18 protein-coding genes are annotated in these 18213 nt (G+C 34.9%); 8 read left to right on the top strand and 10 right to left on the bottom strand.

Features of this window, described 5'->3' with window-relative positions; genetic code table 11:
• Position 1: 1 nt before the first annotated feature.
• From IPI31_07770 to IPI31_07790, 5 genes are all read right to left on the bottom strand, one after another.
• Positions 2-2386 carry a TonB-dependent receptor gene (locus IPI31_07770; GenBank protein ID MBK7567715.1) on the bottom strand — a complete coding sequence of 795 codons (2385 nt, stop codon included), beginning with the start codon at positions 2384-2386 and terminating at the stop codon, positions 2-4.
• A gap of 92 nt (positions 2387-2478) precedes the next feature.
• Positions 2479-3594, bottom strand: a complete 1116-nt coding sequence (locus IPI31_07775; protein ID MBK7567716.1) for a formylglycine-generating enzyme family protein — start codon at positions 3592-3594, stop codon at positions 2479-2481.
• Positions 3595-3692: 98 nt separating this feature from the next.
• Positions 3693-4418 (bottom strand): outer membrane beta-barrel protein, encoded by a 726-nt coding sequence (locus IPI31_07780; protein MBK7567717.1) that lies wholly within the window; start codon positions 4416-4418, stop codon positions 3693-3695.
• Positions 4419-4654: 236 nt separating this feature from the next.
• A complete protein-coding gene (locus tag IPI31_07785) occupies positions 4655-5368 on the bottom strand; it encodes a DUF2071 domain-containing protein (GenBank protein ID MBK7567718.1) in 714 nt (237 codons plus the stop codon).
• Between the two features lie 86 nt (positions 5369-5454).
• Positions 5455-6306, bottom strand: a complete 852-nt coding sequence (locus IPI31_07790) for a DUF2911 domain-containing protein (protein MBK7567719.1) — start codon at positions 6304-6306, stop codon at positions 5455-5457.
• A 73-nt stretch (positions 6307-6379) separates the two neighbouring features.
• Here IPI31_07790 and IPI31_07795 point away from each other — a divergent pair, with 73 nt between their 5' ends.
• The 6 genes from IPI31_07795 to mltG all read left to right on the top strand — a co-directional run bounded on the left by IPI31_07795 (position 6380) and on the right by mltG (position 12635).
• Positions 6380-7324, top strand: a complete 945-nt coding sequence (locus tag IPI31_07795) for a redoxin family protein (GenBank protein MBK7567720.1) — start codon at positions 6380-6382, stop codon at positions 7322-7324.
• Between the two features lie 258 nt (positions 7325-7582).
• Entirely contained in the window at positions 7583-9004 is a 1422-nt protein-coding gene (locus tag IPI31_07800) for a sugar transferase (GenBank protein ID MBK7567721.1), read from the top strand.
• A gap of 10 nt (positions 9005-9014) precedes the next feature.
• Positions 9015-10238, top strand: a complete 1224-nt coding sequence (locus IPI31_07805; protein ID MBK7567722.1) for an O-antigen ligase family protein — start codon at positions 9015-9017, stop codon at positions 10236-10238.
• Positions 10239-10349: 111 nt separating this feature from the next.
• Positions 10350-10694, top strand: a complete 345-nt coding sequence (locus tag IPI31_07810; protein MBK7567723.1) for a hypothetical protein — start codon at positions 10350-10352, stop codon at positions 10692-10694.
• A 363-nt stretch (positions 10695-11057) separates the two neighbouring features.
• Positions 11058-11393 (top strand): hypothetical protein, encoded by a 336-nt coding sequence (locus IPI31_07815; protein ID MBK7567724.1) that lies wholly within the window; start codon positions 11058-11060, stop codon positions 11391-11393.
• Positions 11394-11588: 195 nt separating this feature from the next.
• Entirely contained in the window at positions 11589-12635 is a 1047-nt protein-coding gene (gene mltG / locus IPI31_07820) for an endolytic transglycosylase MltG (GenBank protein MBK7567725.1), read from the top strand.
• 13 nt (positions 12636-12648) lie between these two features.
• Here mltG and IPI31_07825 read toward each other — a convergent pair whose 3' ends face one another.
• The 3 genes from IPI31_07825 to murQ all read right to left on the bottom strand — a co-directional run bounded on the left by IPI31_07825 (position 12649) and on the right by murQ (position 14890).
• Positions 12649-13116 carry a DinB family protein gene (locus IPI31_07825; GenBank protein MBK7567726.1) on the bottom strand — a complete coding sequence of 156 codons (468 nt, stop codon included), beginning with the start codon at positions 13114-13116 and terminating at the stop codon, positions 12649-12651.
• Positions 13117-13418: 302 nt separating this feature from the next.
• Positions 13419-13994, bottom strand: a complete 576-nt coding sequence (locus IPI31_07830) for a hypothetical protein (GenBank protein MBK7567727.1) — start codon at positions 13992-13994, stop codon at positions 13419-13421.
• Positions 13995-14083: 89 nt separating this feature from the next.
• Positions 14084-14890: an N-acetylmuramic acid 6-phosphate etherase gene (gene murQ, locus IPI31_07835; GenBank protein ID MBK7567728.1), complete on the bottom strand. Its 807-nt coding sequence runs from the start codon at positions 14888-14890 to the stop codon at positions 14084-14086.
• An 88-nt stretch (positions 14891-14978) separates the two neighbouring features.
• Here murQ and IPI31_07840 point away from each other — a divergent pair, with 88 nt between their 5' ends.
• Complete coding sequence (locus tag IPI31_07840; protein ID MBK7567729.1) at positions 14979-15206, top strand: (4Fe-4S)-binding protein; 228 nt, start codon at positions 14979-14981, stop codon at positions 15204-15206.
• On the opposite strand, the gene IPI31_07845 is transcribed toward IPI31_07840, so the two are convergent.
• Positions 15207-15917: a hypothetical protein gene (locus IPI31_07845; protein MBK7567730.1), complete on the bottom strand. Its 711-nt coding sequence runs from the start codon at positions 15915-15917 to the stop codon at positions 15207-15209.
• 37 nt (positions 15918-15954) lie between these two features.
• On the opposite strand from IPI31_07845, the gene IPI31_07850 reads away from it, so the two are divergent.
• Positions 15955-17079, top strand: a complete 1125-nt coding sequence (locus IPI31_07850) for a hypothetical protein (GenBank protein MBK7567731.1) — start codon at positions 15955-15957, stop codon at positions 17077-17079.
• 127 nt (positions 17080-17206) lie between these two features.
• Here the strand turns inward: IPI31_07850 and IPI31_07855 are convergent, their stop codons facing one another.
• Positions 17207-18133 carry a M23 family metallopeptidase gene (locus IPI31_07855; protein MBK7567732.1) on the bottom strand — a complete coding sequence of 309 codons (927 nt, stop codon included), beginning with the start codon at positions 18131-18133 and terminating at the stop codon, positions 17207-17209.
• Positions 18134-18213: the final 80 nt, after the last annotated feature.

Below are 18213 nucleotides of genomic sequence, written 5' to 3' on the forward strand. Positions count from 1 at the left end.
ATTAAATTTCTATAATAATACCAATACTTGGCAGCACGGTTCCGGAAACATTTTCCAGATCAGTCACCTGATATCGCGTTGGATCAATCGGATCTACAACCATGTTACCGCTTTCATCAGTAACAGCAATTATATATGGCTGTAATTCAGTTTTATGATTGTAAACATTTTGTACATCAACATACACATCAAGATTCCAATGATCAAAAAACCATTTTTTGTCAATACGAACATCGAGTTGATGAAAGGGATCAAGTCTTTTTGCATTTAATTGATCAAAATCCAACACGCCTTGTTTATTCAAGTCCCAAACATAAATTAGCGAGGAATAATTTTTATCGTAAGGTGTATAAGGCAATCCTCCCGAATATCTCCACTTGATTCCGGCTTCCCAATTCCCTTTGAATTTTTTTCCGGCGGTTAAAGAAATAATTGTTTTATTGTCCCAGGAGGAAGCCACTAATTCTCCTGTTTTATCTTCAAACTCGCTGGTAACGTAAGTAACAGCAAGAATGCCGTAGAAATTCTTAAATAACTTTTGTTGTGCGAAAAATTCTACTCCGTAACTTCTGCCTGTGCCAATGGAAACAACTTCTTCATCACCCACTACACCAAAATCAGCTCCGAGGTTTGCAAGTGACACCGAATCACGAATGCTGAATGGATAACCGGAATACTTTTTATAAAATCCTTCAAGTGTAAAACGCAATCCGTTGTTTGGACGAAATTCTACCCCACCAACTATATGATCACATTGTATATAAGTAATATTATTCGATTGATTTACAAAATTATTTTCTCCCTCGGCATAGCCCAATATGGTATAGGCAGGTAATTGATAATAGATGCCGGTATTAAAATTTAAATTCCATTCATCTGTTAATCTGTAACTGACAGAAAATCTCGGTGAAATTTGTTTGAACAAATTATTCATTTCATCCGAATAATCATTTGCATCGGCGCGAAGCCCTAATGATAAGGTCAGGCGGTAATTAAAAAAACTTGTTGAGGTTTGCGCAAAGGCTCCCCATTTATTTATTTTTAAATTTGAAATATAATCTATCGTAATTACAGAAGTATCAATAGGAATAAGTTGATAAGTGTCGTTTGAATATTTTGCAAACTCATAATTAACTCCGGCCTTAAAACGCCAACTTTTAAAAGTAGTGGTTTCTTCGTAACGAAATTTATTTTCAGCCTCTCTGCTGGTATAATCAAAGATCAAATTTGAAGCTGAGGTTTCATCATTATTCAGATATTTATATGCACTGTTATCCAGCATATTTCTACTTGCAACAAAGGTGGAATAACCATTTTCCCGATAGTGTTTGTAAACTCCTCCAATAACATAATTCCACTGCGATTGAACCGGTAAATTGCCAAGGATATACTGTTGAAACGCACTGGTATCATCCTCCAGATTTAATTCAAATTGGTCTATTGCTCCTAAACCTATAATGGTTAATTCATTTTTGGTATTGAATTTTATTTTTTGTTTAAATTGAAAATCGTTATAGGTCGGCAAAAATGGTAACCCTATAGCATCGAATAAAAATTGCAAATAACTTCTTCTCGCAGAAAATAGAACAGAAGACTTTTCACCTATCGGTCCTTCTGCAGTAATACCAATATCACTTGATCCTACGGTGAATGTTCCGCCCCATTTATCCGTGCGTCCGTCGCGTTGTTCAAAGGAAAAAACACTGCTTAATGCGTTTCCATAATTTACAGGAAAGGCGCCGGAATAAAATTCCACTTCACGAATAAAATCTACATTTATCATACCGACCGGACCTCCACTGGAACCCTGAGTTGCGAAATGATTGATATTTGGCACTTCAATTCCATCCAAATAAAATCTGTTCTCATTTGGAGCCCCACCTCGAATAATTATATCATTTCGGAATGAAGCAGTATATGTTACACCCGGCAAACTTTGAATTACCCTTGAAATATCTCTGTTTCCCCCCGGATTACGCTGTATTTCATTTGATCCAATTGTTCTAAGTGAAAGGGGTGATTCCTCTGTTTTATCTGTAATAGGAGCTTTGATCTCCACAGTTTCAAGCTGACTTATCTCCTCTTCTAAAGCAATATTTAATATATAGGGTTTTGCATTGGTGACCTGAATTTCAAAAACATTTTTTTTCTTAAAACCGATAAAACTGAATTCAAGATTATACAATCCCGGTGCAAGATTTTCTATTTTATAATTTCCCGCATCATCCGTAACAGTGCCAATATTTGTTCCACTTATAATAATAGTTACAAAGGGCAATGGTTCGTTATTCAAACTATTGTTTACAGTTCCATAAATAATTCCGGTTTGAGCAACGGAAACAGAATTTATCAGAATAAATAAGAGGGGTAATAATCCGAACTTCATAGTTGGCTACAACAGCAATTTCTAATATTTGTTTAATTTATATTGCAGAAAAAATTAAAACCTGAATTTAAGGTTATTAATTTTAGTTTGTGTTATTGTTTTTTTAGCTTCTCTGCCTCCCATTGTTCGGCGGTCATCACACATCTGAACCCACTATGATCCTGACCTGTGTCGTAACTGGTGGCCATTCTGGCTGCAACACGATAGCTGGAGCAATACACTTCATTACATAAAAAAGACCCTCCGCGTTTTACATGAACTATATTTAATGGCTGATTGGGATCATATGACTTTTCAGGGCCAAGGGGATTTGTTACAGTCCCGTTTTTAGAACATACTTTATAATAATTAACATCATAAAAATCAAAACACCATTCCCAAACATTGCCGGCAATATCATAAAGTCCGAAATTATTCGAACTATAATTTTTTACCGGAGAGGTAGTTAGATATCCATCTTCTTTAGTGTTCAAATTTGGAAAATTTCCTTGCCATGAATTTGTAAATTTTGGTAGATCCTTATCATTTCCCCAGGGATAAATTGCGTCTGCTATTCCACCCCTTGCCGCAAATTCCCATTCTGCTTCTGTAGGTAATCGTTTGCCCGCCCATTTACAATATGCAACTGCATCATCCCAACTAACCTGAACAACAGGATGGTTTTTTTTATCTGCAATATTGGTGAGTGGCCCTTGTGGGTGTTTCCAATCGGCGCCTTTTACAAATGTCCACCAATTCATATAATTATTAAGATCAACGGGTGCTTCGGTTTTAGTGAAAACCATGCTTGCGGCCATTAACATATCCTCAGGTGGTTTTGGTGTTTCGGGCGGAAGTTGCAATTTTAGTTCTTCCCAGTCAATCGGTTTTTCTGATGTTGTTACATAACCGGTTGCTTTCACAAATTCTTCAAATTGAGCATTGGTTACCTCAGTAATATCCATCCAAAATCCATCTAATTTCACTTTGTGAGCCGGGGTTTCATCTTCTCTGCGTTGTGGATCGGTGTCGGTACCCATCATGAATTCTCCACCTGCTATCCAAACCATTCCCGGGGGGCCATCTGTAGGCTTGACAGCGTCGTTTGTAAAAAGAAAGGTTGATGATTCAACTTCTGAATTTTTATCATTACCCGAACAGGAATTAAAAATAAATATTTCTGATATGATCAGTGTTAAAGTGAGATATTTTAAAGCGTTCAGGCACATTTTAACAAAGATAACAAGTTAGGCTTTATTATAAAAGGATTAAGATCATTGCAAATTTACCCAGCTTTAGAAAAAGACATATGTTCTAAAATGCCTTTTTAGTCTGAAGTGTGTCTATATTCGTAAAGGCCGTTGATTGCAAACTTAAATCCTATAAATCCCCCGAAAGTTTTTATTGTGGAATTTTCCGGTATAATATTTAATTGGTTTGAACCCATATCTTCGTCGTTATTTATATCGCTGAAGCCATAGGTACCACGTCCTCCTATTAAAAATTTTACAACCTGAAATTTATCTATACCTATTTCCATAGCTGCTCCATACATAATTCCAAAATCTGCTTTTTTCACCGATATAACGGTGATTGCGGTGTCACGGTTTATATCATCCACAGATAAACTATTCAAAGAGGAGTTTACTGTTGCTCCCATAACTGGTCCTGAAAACAATGAAAAATTTACTTGTTTACAAAGGTCAGAATTAAAGGTAAAAACCAAAGGGACAATTATTTTTTCAAGTTGTACTTCGTATAATGATTTCCTATCAGGACCTAATTTGAAATTCACCGATTGATATTGTAATCCCGACTGAATAGAAAAAAATTGGTTAAATATTCGTTCGTACAACACACTAAATTCATGTCCTAATTCCGGTTCCGTAAAGACCGCGTTTTCATCTGAAATTTTTGTTTCCAAATAGGAATAAATATGACCATATTGCACACTTAAATTTCTGTTGTGCACTTCTTCCATTATTTCGAAATTTTGTGCATTTGCATAAAATGTTGCGAATAGTATAGAATAAAGGAGTAAGTGTCTATTCATTTTCTGAAAATTGTAACATAAACCCGGAAGAAATTGATCCTCCTTTAATATGCATTCCAATAATTCAGCCCTTAATCTATATTGTTGTAAATGAGGAAGTTAATATTTGTTGAGTGTTTTAATTAGAGTCGAGAAATTCTACAATAGAATGTTAATTGTGTTACATTTTCCACAACTTTGGAAATCAAAACAGATACTATATTGATTGAAGAAGAGACTCAGGCTTAAATGGGAAATCAGATCCTAATACCTTTTCGGACTAAAATTTCACTGCCTTCTGCCAATAAAACGGAATGAGGTTTTTCAGAGTGTAGAAACCCGAAATCTGAACCATATAACTTTGCGTAGCTGCATTTAATTTCAGAATTATGAACAGGAAAAATCATCCAACGAGGATGCTCAACGTCATATTGAACTGTTTTTACAGAATTCATTTTTGCAAAACCTTTGTAGTGTTCGGTAATAAATTCCTCCAGACTATTTTCTTTCAACATATCCTTTTGGTCAACTGCTTCTGCTCGAAAAAAATTATCCTTTCCCCAGCTATAGTTTAGAGAAAACGATTTTTCTTTTTTATGAAGATCGACAGAAGTTGGAAGAGTGATATAATTTTCATTATAGAGAGTATTCGCAATAAAGGTGATCATGAATCGCGGAACTATTTCTTTAATAAATACAACTCCACGTTTCCATTCTCCGTTTTCATTAAATTTAACATAAAACCGCAGATTAACTTCTACAAAATTGGTATGAAATGGAAATTGTATTCCTAAAACCTGTGTTTTTAAAAATTGAAATGCTACAAGGCTCACAAGATGTTCACCTTTAAATGTATCTAATTCTGTTTTAGCAGGTAAATATTTTTTTAAAATTTGTTGATCACAAATAAAATTTGCGATCAACAAATTTTTCCATTCAGCTCTCAGAAATACCTTTTGTTGTGGATTCATTAAGTATTATGTTCTTCAAAATAAAAATGAGTAATGAATTTTGCATGCTGCTCAACTCATTACTCATTACTCATAACTCATTTAAATTATTTCTTTTTCCAATCTTCCAGGCTCGTATTCACCGTTTGTGCAAAACCTGTATTTTTTGCCTCAACTGCTAATGTGTGCGATTTAGTTGCAGTTTCAATTGCCTCTGCTTTCATACCATTTGCAGCATATGCTCGTGCAAGGGTATAAAGGTTCCAATAACGCTCAGTTTGAGATACCGATTTTTTTGCCCAATCCAATGCTAATTTCGAATCGAGATTATTATCAAGATAAAATTCCGCTGCATCATTATATAAGCCCATGGTATTTTCTGCAGCAGCAATTGCATCTTCAATATTCTTTTTTCCTTCTTCCATAAAATCATTTACAATATCAAAACTTACTTTGGTGGTTTCCCAATAAATTTGAACTGTAGTGCTCTTGTCTTTAACATTGGCAAAATCTATTGTAAACGACTCCGTATTAGAAATTGTGGAAGGTTTTACATTAAAACGCATAACATCTTCTTCCTGCTTATAACCTCCAGCACCCCATAATTCCGTATTTTTATTGATGATAATGGTCCATTCTGTGGCTCCCGGAATTGTGAAAATGGAATACGCTCCCGGTTCTACTTTTTGATTATTGATCATAGTAGTACCCTCTAATTTAAGTTCCACTGCTTTATTTGCTCCTGTGCGCCATATTTCTCCGTAAGGAACCAGGCCGCCAAAAATTTTACGGCCTTTCATTGAAGGTCGGGAGTAAGTTATGGTAGCTTGAGCTAAACCAAATTTCTGTGAAACCTGTGCCCAAGGGCTAGGTTGAGGTAGTTCAAGTTCTTGTGCAATGGCAGAATTTGTCAGCATTGTAACAACTGCAACACATGTAAAAATAATTTTTTTCATCATTTCGTTAATTTTATCCTGCAAATTTAAACAAAAGCATCGCACACTTGTTCATCACTCATATCGTAAATGATCTATGTATTTTACCGTATTAAAAAGCAAACTATCTGCAGCACTATTCATTTCGGCACTCTATTTTATTATTTGGAGCCTAATTGTGTTGATATTTCCGTCTTTTTTATCAAGGGTTGTTATAACCGACGTGAATACTCCGCTGGTTTTTTGGGATCTTATGGGACTTGTTACCATTGTTATGGGAGTAGGCCTTATTATCGCTGCCTCTAACCCTTACAAACACTGGGCAATAATTTTAATGGTCACCCTTTTTCATTTGGCTATGATCAGTGGGTTCATCTACGGTTACAAACTAGGATTTTTCAATAGCAATTTTATGCAATTTGTATTTTTTAACCATATAATTTGGCTTATTCCCAATATAACATCGCTTTATCTCACCTACAAAAGAAATTTTGTAACAGATGAACTTCTTATCGATTCGTTTAGTCAGGATCAATATCCACTGGAACTTTTTGAAACTGTTAAAGGAGAAAATATTGCAGAACTCAGTAATACATCCCCTATCATGTTAGTATTTCTGCGCCATTTCGGATGTCCATTTTGTAAGGACTCACTACTGAAATTAAATAAATATAAACATCAACTGCTTGAGAAAGGAATTAAAATCGTTGTTGTTTATATGGTTGATGAGGAAACAGCTAAACCTTACCTTGCTCAATATGATCTTGAAGATGTGCTGCAGGTAAGTGATCCGGAGGAAATATTTTATAAAAGTTTCAAACTCAAAAGGGGAAGTTTCACTCAGTTATTCGGACTAAAAGTTTGGCTTCGTTGGATCGAATTAGGGGTGTCAAAAAAATTATTTAACACCAAACCCGAAGGAAATGTTTCGCAAATGCCAGGCATTTTTTTACTCAAAAACGGCAAAATAATTAAACAGTATAACTATAACTCCATTGCAGATACACCTGACTATACGATGTTTCTGAACTATAATTTGTAACAATCTCTAATTTCAAAGTTATGTTTTGGGCGTGTTCCGTCAGCTGACGGATCGGGCTTTACCTGCAACTCCAAGCCTCCTTGTGTTCGGCTGTGGGCCTACCTGGCGCTGGCGCAGTCGGCAGACAGGGTTTCCAAACACTAAAGACTAATAGTGCTTTAGTGCGCTGCAATCCCTCGCGCGACTACCCCGATAATTTATCTAAAACCCATAACGCTATCGAATAACAAATGTTATTTTTGTGCAATACCGAAAATATTGGCAACACAAAAAAAATATGATTACCGGCTTTTATTCAGAAGGTATATTCTGATATTTGTTGATGTGTTGCTTGTGGTGGCAGCTCTTCTGGTATATTTGCGTTTTTTCCATCCAACTGCACTACAATCATATCATACCTTTTTAGATAATTTATTGTGGATGGCCGTGATCATACTTTTGTGGTTCATCTATTCCTATATTTTTAATTTATATAAACTGTCTAATGTTGATCGGATAACAACTACAATAAGAAATACAATTTTTACTGCAGTGTTAACGGGTTCCACTTATTTATTTATACCTTTTTTAAGTCCCACCCTACCTATTAGCAGAACACCCGCATTTGTGCTTATTGCAGTAATGGTCATATTAGTACTTATTTGGAGATTGTGTTATGCGGCATTTTTTATTCATCCCATACTCAATAAAAAAGCCCTTGTTGTTGGAGCCGGATATACGGGCAGAGAAATTGTAAGAACTTTATTACACGATGCTTCCATATACCATAAAACAGCCTACAAAATTTATGGATATATTGATGATGATGTTTCAAAACTTGGAAAGATTTACGACGACCTTAAAGTATTGGGAAATGGATCCATGTTATTAAAATTTGCTAAAAGATTGGATGTTGATGAAATTATAATGGCAATTCCCGATAAAGAAACATTGTCGGCTGATCTGTTTTCCAATTTGATTGATTGCGAAAATGCAGGTTTGCAAGTAATTCCTGCAACCCAGATTTATGAAGAACAAACGGGAAGGGTAATGATTAAAATTAAGGAGAATGAATTTCATCTCACCAACCCCTATAGTATTGTTCATAAAGATAATTTTTACACATTTACAAACAGGATCATCAATATAAGTTGTGCATTAATAGCAGGAATGTTTTTTCTTCTTGTATTGCCCTTTGTTTGGCTTGGGAATTTATTTTTCAGCAAGGGCCCATTATTTTTTTTACAGGAAAGAATAGGGGAGAGCAATAAAAAATTTAAGATCATTAAATTCAGAACCATGATCGTGGATGCTGAAAAAGAAAGTGGTCCTCAGTTTGCACAAAAAAATGATAACAGGATAACCAAAGTTGGCAATGTTTTGCGCAAAACACGATTTGATGAATTACCGCAATTCTGGAATGTATTGCGTGGAGATATTAATTTAATTGGTCCTAGGCCGGAGAGAGAATATTTTGTGGATGAACTCAGTAAAAAGATTCCCTTTTTTAAATTGCGCAATACTGTAAAACCCGGTTTAACAGGATGGGCTCAGGTAAAACACCATTATGCATCCGACTTCGACGACACGCTCGTAAAACTACAATACGATCTTTATTATATTAAACACCGCTCGCTTTTGCTGGATCTGCTCATCATTTTTAAAACGATAGCGGTTATGATAAAATTTAAAGGAACCTAATAACCGGATTTTGGAAACAGCTAACAGAAATATTCCGGAAAAAATACTTTTAATATTAATTTGTGCTATCGCTATTCTGATACCTGTTCATAAAACTCTCGCATCCCCGGTTATTTTACTTTCTATATTAACCATACTTTTTACCGGTGATTATAAAAATAAATGGAACAAACTTGTTGCCAACAAACGCAATTTTGTTTTTATTGCAATTTATCTGCTATTTTTATTTGCTTATCTTATTTCTACAAATAAGCAGGAAGCTTTTACCGATCTTAAAGTAAAACTATATTTATTGTTGATCCCGGTATTTTGGACTGCAGGTATTACTTTAACAAGAAACGAGCTAAAAAAAGTATTATACTGTTTTGTAATTTCCTGCATTTTGTTTGCCATTTTTGCACTTTCCGTTGCCGTTTATTATTATATTACCACAGGCGAAAATAAATTTTATTATTTAGATCTTCTGTCCTTTACTTATATGCATCCGTCATATATCGGAATGTTTGAGGCATTTGCATTTATCATCATCTCCATAGATCTGATCAAAAACTGGCAACTATTATCGTCAAAACGCAAATGGTTATATTTATCCGTGTTGTTATTCCTTACGCTTTTTATTTTTCTTCTTACAGCTAAAATGGCAATTGCCTCACTTTTTATATTTGGGAATATTGCTTTTTTTATCCTTGCTAAAAATAATTTGGGAAGAAAATATGCCATACTAATAATATTAAGCTGCAATTTAATTGCAATAACTGCCCTGCTGAGTTTGCCTTATACCAGAGAACGGTTTAAACTTTTGTTCACTTACGATGAGGTAGCTTATGCCAATTCGGTAAACTCCCGATCGGAGATCTGGAAGGCCTCCATGGAGGTTGCAAAACAGCATCCTCTTATTGGAACAGGTTCAGGTGATGCGGAAAAGGCACTCACGGAGACTTACGCACGCAACGGTTTCGAAAAAGGAGTTACAGAGTCCTATAACACCCATAATCAATACCTTCAGGTATTGGTGGAGACCGGAATTATTGGTTTATTGCTGTTTTCTGCGTTTTTGGTTTTCTGTATCCGAGTGGCTATTTTGGACAAAAACTACCTGTATTTAAGTTTTCTCCTGTTATTTATGGTGAATATATTCACCGAATCCATGCTGAAGACTCAAAGTGGAGTCGTTTTTTTTGTTTTCTTTAACTCCTTGCTAGGCTTGGGTTTCAGGCCGAAATTACAGGTTTGACGAACTTATTTTAATTTTTTTTTACCGCTGCTTGTAACTTTTTTCAGGGGTGCTTCGCCATATGTTCAAATTTAGAAACCTAAAATCTTAAACAAAATAAAACATCAAATTATGAAATCGTTATTCACTCTTGCAGCTATCCTATTCAGCGTTACTCTTTTCGCCGGAAATGAAAAAACAAACGTTACCGACAAAGACAAAACCAAAGTTATTGAAAACATATCCCAGCTAATGGGAGGAGAAGAAGTAATTTCTGCTCTTGGCATAAATGGCCAGGCGGATGTAACAATTAAAGTAGACGAGCAGGGTGTTATGCACGTTGAAGAAGTTCAGGCAAACGATTATTTATTAGAATATCACCTTCGCAAAAGTATTGATGGCGTAAAAATGATAGTTAGTGATTCTTTAGTTGGTAAAACAGTTTCTTTTTTTGTGAACGTTGTGCAGTCGAAATAGTGTCATCCTTTCGATCGCAAAAGGCTCTCAGCAATGAGGGCCTTTTTTTTACCCTAGTAGAAAATCATTATTATACCTCCGATTTTCCCGGGGGGGGGCCCCAAAGAAAAAATTCTTCTTCCCTAGAACAAATTTTATGTCTACTTAAAATATCTTCAAAAGACAACGCATCCTAGATTTTCTTATTTAGGGTACTCCAATTTAATGACATTAAATTTGTTAATTTATTTTAATAAACCTTCACATTAATTAATACTTGTAAGTGTAACTAATTCGCTTTTAAACAGACTAATGTATAATGATCTGAAGTTATTTAATTCTGATCATTTCCACTATTTTATTTAATGTTTAAATGTAAAAATTATGAAAAATTATCTTTTGATCTTCGCCCTTCTTATTGCAACAACATCCTTTGCAGGAAATGATGAAACTGCCTGCAGCAAAAATTCTATTTCAGATGAAATTTCCGAAAAAGTGGGACAAAAAACTCCTTTTGTTACCTACGATCTGGAAGGATATGTTACCATTTTATTTTCCATTGATGAAAATAATATCCTGCATATTTCTAATATCCAATCGGAAAACGAATTTCTTAAAAATCATGTTTTGGAAACACTGAACAATAAAATGATGGAAAACGATTGCGTTGAACATGGTAAAACATATTCATTGAAATTACATTATATCCAATTTAGTTGAATGGATCACTGATTTAAAGGATTACGCTGATTTCGCGGATTTAAATATTATTTTACAGCAGTGTAATTTCCTCCCTGGAGCTGGCGCAAATGGTAGCAAGGTGTTTGCTATCAGTGCGCTAGCTCTCTTTTTTCAAGCTATACCACCATATAAAATTTCCTTCCTATTTTTGCATTAATCAAACCTATATCCGATATGGCCAGTGGAAAATTCAAAACATGGAGAATATTTTTGTTCGCATTACTGCTCGTTGTTGCTATTGTTGGCGTATTAGGTTATGCTAAATACAAAAAGATCGTCGCCCCCAATTTAACTACAGAAGAAAATTTTTCTCTCTATCTCACTTCTGATGCCACCATGGATTCGGTTATGGTACAACTTCGAAAGGCTAATATTATAAACGATGAAGCCTCTTTTTATTGGTGGGCCACAAAAAAGGATCTGGATAATAATCTTCATCCCGGAAGATATATTTTAAAAAACGGAATGAGCAACAGAGAAATTGTAAATCTATTGATGAGCGGGCGACAAACTCCTGTTAATGTTACCTACAATAATATCAGAACAAAAAAGGATTTTGCCGGTAGGATAGGAGAACAAATTGAAGCCGATTCTATAGATTTTGTTAATTACTTTGACACCACCACCTATTTTAAAACACTGGGATTAACGAAAGATAATTTCATGACCTTGTTTATTCCAAATACCTACGAACTATATTGGAATACTGATGCTGCCTCCTTTATTAAAAGAATGGAAAAGGAACATGCAACATTTTGGACGACTGCAAGATTAAATAAGGCAAAAGAAATTGGATTAACACCGGAGGAGGTATATATTCTTGCATCTATAGTATATTCTGAAAATGACAGAGCTTCAGACGAGGCATCGAGAATTGCCGGCGTTTATATGAACCGAATGCATAAAGGAATGAAACTCGAGGCCGATCCAACCGTAAAATTTGCCATCGGCGATTTTGCCAAAAAAAGAATTTATTTCGCTGATCTTGAAATTGAATCACCCTATAACACCTATAAATATGTAGGTCTACCTCCGGGACCTATACATATGCCGCCAATAAAATATATTGATGCGGTATTGAACTATGAAAAAAATGATTACATATTTCTCTGTGGTCGGGGTGATGGATCAGGAAGACATTATTTTGCAAAAACACTTTCTGAACATAATAAAAACCGTGACATGTATATTAATACATTAAACAAATTGGGAATTCGTTAAAAAGAAAAAAATATCAGGAATAAACCAAATCAAAAGAACCGGGTATTATCTGATTAATATGGTGTTTCATATGTTTAACATAATCCTCTGCTAACCAGATTATTGTTTTTGGGGAGATAGAATCTCTGCCTGTATCAATAATATTCTCGTATTTTTCAACCGGAATATTATTTAAAACAGCACAAATTCTTTTATTTAATAAAACCCAAAGGGTAATAATATCCTGCCGTGATTCGAATTGGTAATTATTAGCCGCATTCCAAAAATTCTGGTCGTAAAATATTTTATCGTTCTGCTGATATTGCCCAACAATAAACCTCCTCAAATTATTCTGCGCCGAATCCACCAAATGCCCTAGAACTTCTTTCCTGCTCCATTTCTCGGGTGTAGGCTTTGAATTAAATTCGTATTCTGATATGAAGTTGAATTTTGTAGGGTAACCCTGGAGTATTTGATTTAGATCTGATATTATGTTTTGCATGGGTTAAAATTAAATATAAGTTGCTAGAAAATGCATATTAAATAGTCTATTTGTTTAAGGAGACTTATAAACTTTGATTAATGATAATGGTTGTTGAAAATTTTATTAATTGTAGAGACGCAATGCATTGCGTCTCTACAATTAATAAAATTTTCAACTCAGACCTCAGAACTCAGAACTCAGAACTCAGAACTCAGAACTCAGAACTCAGAACTCAGAACTCAGAACTCAGAACTCAGAACCCTGAACTCAGAACTCAGAACTGAAACATGTAGTGATCGACGAAGGAGATCTACTACATGTCAAAACCCGGAACTCAACTTCTTCTGCATAATATTCTCCACGAACAAAGCCAATAACTGCGGTTTATATTTTCGCCAGTTTAAATTGTTAAACGGCGCACCGAGTAAAACGTACCGATCGATATGAGTTCTTATCATTTCATCTTCCACGTGTTCCCGGAAATTAATTGCTGCGATCCAGCCATCCTCAATATCGTCGAACCATTCTTCATAATAATCGTCATCACCACCGTGAAAGTTTAAAACATTTTCACCAATTAAAATAAATTTATTGATACCGTTACCTATAAATACATCAATTACATCCCTTTTTAAAAACATGATATCATTGTATAAGGTATCATTCCATTCACCAATAAATTCTATTATTGCAACACCGGTATCGTAATCGGCAAGAAGTACTTTTAAATATAAGGTTGCGGAACCAAATTCGTCCCAATGCGGATGGATAAAATAGTTATATATTGTATTTGTAAATTCAAACTCATTGTATTCCTTTCCAAAAAAAGGACTCGCCTCATCTTCCTCAGAAGTGTAGTATTCCAACCAATTGTAAAAGGGTTCTATTTCCTGCATATCTCCAATCTTCTGCCGGAAAATTATTTTGTTTTAGGGAAAGAAAAAAATTTATTTTTTATACTAAAAAACAAGAATATGCGTAACTTTCACCTCTTGTATTTTTCAATTGCTTTTTTTACACTTCCCTCTTTCAATAATAATTCTTTGGCATCATTATAGTCTATTCCTAAGGCATCCTGGAGCATTTTAGTTCCTCTGTCCACCAATTTATCGTTGCTCAATTGCATATTCACCATTTTATTTCCCTCCACTCTGCCCAATTTGATCATAACTGCAGTGGAGATCATATTTAAACACAATTTTTGTGCTGTTCCACTTTTTAATCTGGTTGATCCTGTTACAAATTCAGGACCTACAATTATTTCGATCGGGTGATCTGCATTATTTGCCATGGGAGAATCCGGATTGCATGTGATACATGCTGTAGTGATGTTATTTTCTCTGCAAGTTTTCAATGCAGATACCACATATGGTGTAGTGCCACTTGCTGCTATACCTATTACAACATCACTTGTTGAAATTTTATGTGCACTAAGGTCATTCCACCCTGCATTTATATCATCTTCGGCAAATTCCACGGCTTTGCGAATAGCTGCATCCCCTCCGGCAATGAGCCCTATTACCAATCCTTGTTCCACGCCAAAAGTAGGGGGACATTCACTTGCATCTACAACTCCTAATCTTCCTGAAGTTCCTGCACCAATATAAAATAATCTACCTCCGCTTAACATTTTATCGGCGATGATATCTACAAGTTTTTCAATATTTGGAATTACTTTTTCAATAGCTAAAGGAACTGTTTTATCCTCTTCATTCATGTTGTGCAGAATGTCTGCCGTGGGCATTTTTTCAAGATGATCGTAGTGGGATGTTTGTTCAGTTATTTTTTGCATGGAAAAACGTATTCTTTGCAAAATAAACGTTTTTATTCTTATTAAACTTTAATTTTGAATAATTGTTTTAACTGATAATTTTAGGCAGATGGAAAAGAAAAATTACACCAACGGAACCATAACTGTTGTTTGGCAACCTAAACTTTGTATCCACTCCGGTAATTGCGTACGTGGATTACACAGCGTTTTTAACACAAAACAATCGCCCTGGATCAACATGGAAGGTGCTGATGCCGAATTTATTATCGAACAGGTAAAAAAATGCCCTTCCGGAGCCTTGTCCTTTTTTGAGAATAAGGATGCTCTGAATATTTAATTAATCACCAAAACTTCCAAAAGCGGCCATCACTGAAAATCCGAATCCCATTGGTTTACTGGGCAATTCAAAATCATCGGCTGCAGCTGTTGCTGGATTAATCATACGATTTACATCACCATAATCAGTTTCCACTAAATTTAAATGATAATAGGGTTTAATTAATAATCCGGCACTTTCGGTTAATGGCACTCCAATTTGTATGAAAAATTCTGCTGCCGGTGAAAAAGATTTAATGATATCTTCATATTTTTCATTTTCAATATCACTCGAAGCACCCACTTGTGTATATATTTTTTCAGAACCAAGCGTTTGAGTATATCCAAGTGCCAACATGAATTTTGTTGAGTTGAGAAAATTATAAGCCAAGGCGAAATTCCAAACTCCGTATTTATATTTAAGATCACGCTGCGTATTAATACCCGAAGCATCAACTCCATTTGCCGAAACTTCAGCGCCCCGCCAGGCATATCCAATATCAAAAAGCATTTTAGTTCCACCTCCAATATGCATATCCAAACCATCGAGGTAATGAGGATAATCCATGGTCTTGTCAAGATATTCTCTGGTTTCATTATACCTGTCAATTACAAAATCCAAATTCTCCGACTTAAACATGTTGCCGTTATATCCAACACTGAAATAGCCAAGCTGGGCAAATACGGGACAAATTATCCCGGAAATCAACACGAACAGTATACTTTTGCGCATAGTTTAATATTTTTAGCTAAGTTAATAAAAAATAATTATGCGGGAAGATATTCAGATGCGAAATGCTGTGGATGTTATTACAACATACAATGGGGAAGTTCCGCTGCAAATACATTTAAAGAATTATTGCAGGGAAAATAAAAACATTGGTTCCAAGGATAGAAAAATTTTATCGGAGTTGGTGTTTGGATATTTTCGGATGAAGGGAAATAATGATTTTTCAGATATTGCTGCATTACTGGTAAACGCAGCTCAAAATTCAGTGATGTTAACCGATTTCGTCAGTCATTGGAAAAACAACAGGGAAATTGGCGACATTGATATTAAAACTGAAATGAAGACGTATTTTCCCTTATTTTCAAAAGTTTCTGAAAGTATTGAAACTTCCTCCTTCCTTAATTATCTTCAACAAAAACCGAAAATTTTTATTCGATGTAATGCTGATACTCAACAGGAGGTAGTGGAAGAATTAATGGCGGCAGGATATGAATTTACGATAAAAGAAAATTGTATTGCTTTCGAAAAAAATTATCCTCTTGACACTTTGCAAAGTTTTGAAGAAGGATTATTTGAAATTCAGGATATCGCTTCCCAGCATATATCAGAAATATTTCAGCCAATAAAAAATGAAGCATGGTGGGATTGTTGTGCAGGGTCGGGTGGCAAGAGTTTATTGCTTCTCGAATTAATGCCACAGATCCAATTGTTTGTAAGTGATTCCCGGGAGAGTATAATTCAAAATCTTAAAGACAGATTTGAACGGCACGATCATACTAATTATACTTCCTATATTTTGGACCTTGAAAGAGTTACCGAAAAAGAATTGATAAAGATCCCCCAATTCAATGCAATTATTGCTGATGTGCCCTGCAGTGGCTCCGGCACCTGGGGCAGAACACCAGAGTGGTTGTCATTTTTTACCGAGGAGAAACTGAATGAATATGTTTTAAAGCAACGCAATATTATTTCTACAGTAACAAATAAATTATTGCCCGGAGGAAAAATTATTTATATCACCTGTTCTGTTTACTCCGATGAAAATGAAAAAAATGTCAACTGGTTTTGTGAAAATTTACCACTAAAATTGGAGCAACAAAAATATTTTCAATTTTCAAAGGATGGAGGGGATACTTTGTTTGGTGCGGTGATGCAACGAGTTTAATTGCCACAGCAATGGGATAAAAAAAGTAGCCACGAATGCACGAATATTAAAATTTTTTTAAAATTACGCACTACCAATGGCTGTTCATTCGTGCATTCGTGGCAACTTTTTTCTTCCGTTTGGTGGGTTACTCGCCTCCTTGTATAGGTGGCTCCATTCTCACTACATCATTCATATTTAAAAACCTCCCATTAAATCGCATGGGAACCATCATATTTATATTTTTAATGGTAGAATACGCTTGAATGTGTAAATGTGGCTCAATTGTATAACCTGTATTTCCAACCAAGCCAATTGGGTCACCGGTTTTTATTTCTTGTCCTCTTTGCACAAGAATACTATTTTTTTGCATGTGACAAATAAGTATTTTAACTTCCCCTTGTTTTAATACAACGTGATTTCCTCCGCGATTTTCTGTATTTGTTACAGGCGGTTCATTTTCTTCAACGCCATCTTTTAAGTTTATTACAGTAGCATCACAGGGACTATAAATTGTATCTCCATAAATCTCATAATCTTGCAAATTCTTAGAAAATAATTTCGATCCTCTTTTTCCTTTTGCATTGAGTTCAACTATATCCAATGCATAGGAATGTGGAGTTTTGTATCGATGTGCAGCATTTCCTATTTCAGAATCACCTCCTTGCATTATTACATAGGTTCCATTTTTTAATGGGAATTCCAGGTTAATTGCTTCCTGATCATTTTTGCCGCCATTCCACACTTCCAGATTTGTATAACAAAACAAAACAATTAATATGGAAATAATAATGCCACTTACTTTTGATTTTTTTGGAACCCCGGCTATTTTCTTTTTTTTGAATTTAATATAAACAACCAGAGCCAATATAATGTAAATGATCAAAGAATAATATCTCCAATTAAATCCTATATATGGCCATCCTCCCGCCTGGAAGGTAAATAAATAAACGAGTAGGAAAAGTATTAAGGAGCTCCACCAATTGTATGAATATGTATTTCTCTTGGCAAGAAAATTACAAAGTGCTAGCAGAGGTAATAAAAATGTGAGTAGGGAATAGGAATATATTAACATTGATCTACATTATTTTACTATAAAAAATATTCAATATTGCGGCCTTGTATAATGATACATAAATTAATCTTTTACTTGAA

The sequence above is a fragment of the Bacteroidota bacterium genome (assembly GCA_016706865.1).
In the GTDB taxonomy this organism is placed as follows: Bacteria; Bacteroidota; Bacteroidia; order Chitinophagales; family BACL12; genus UBA7236.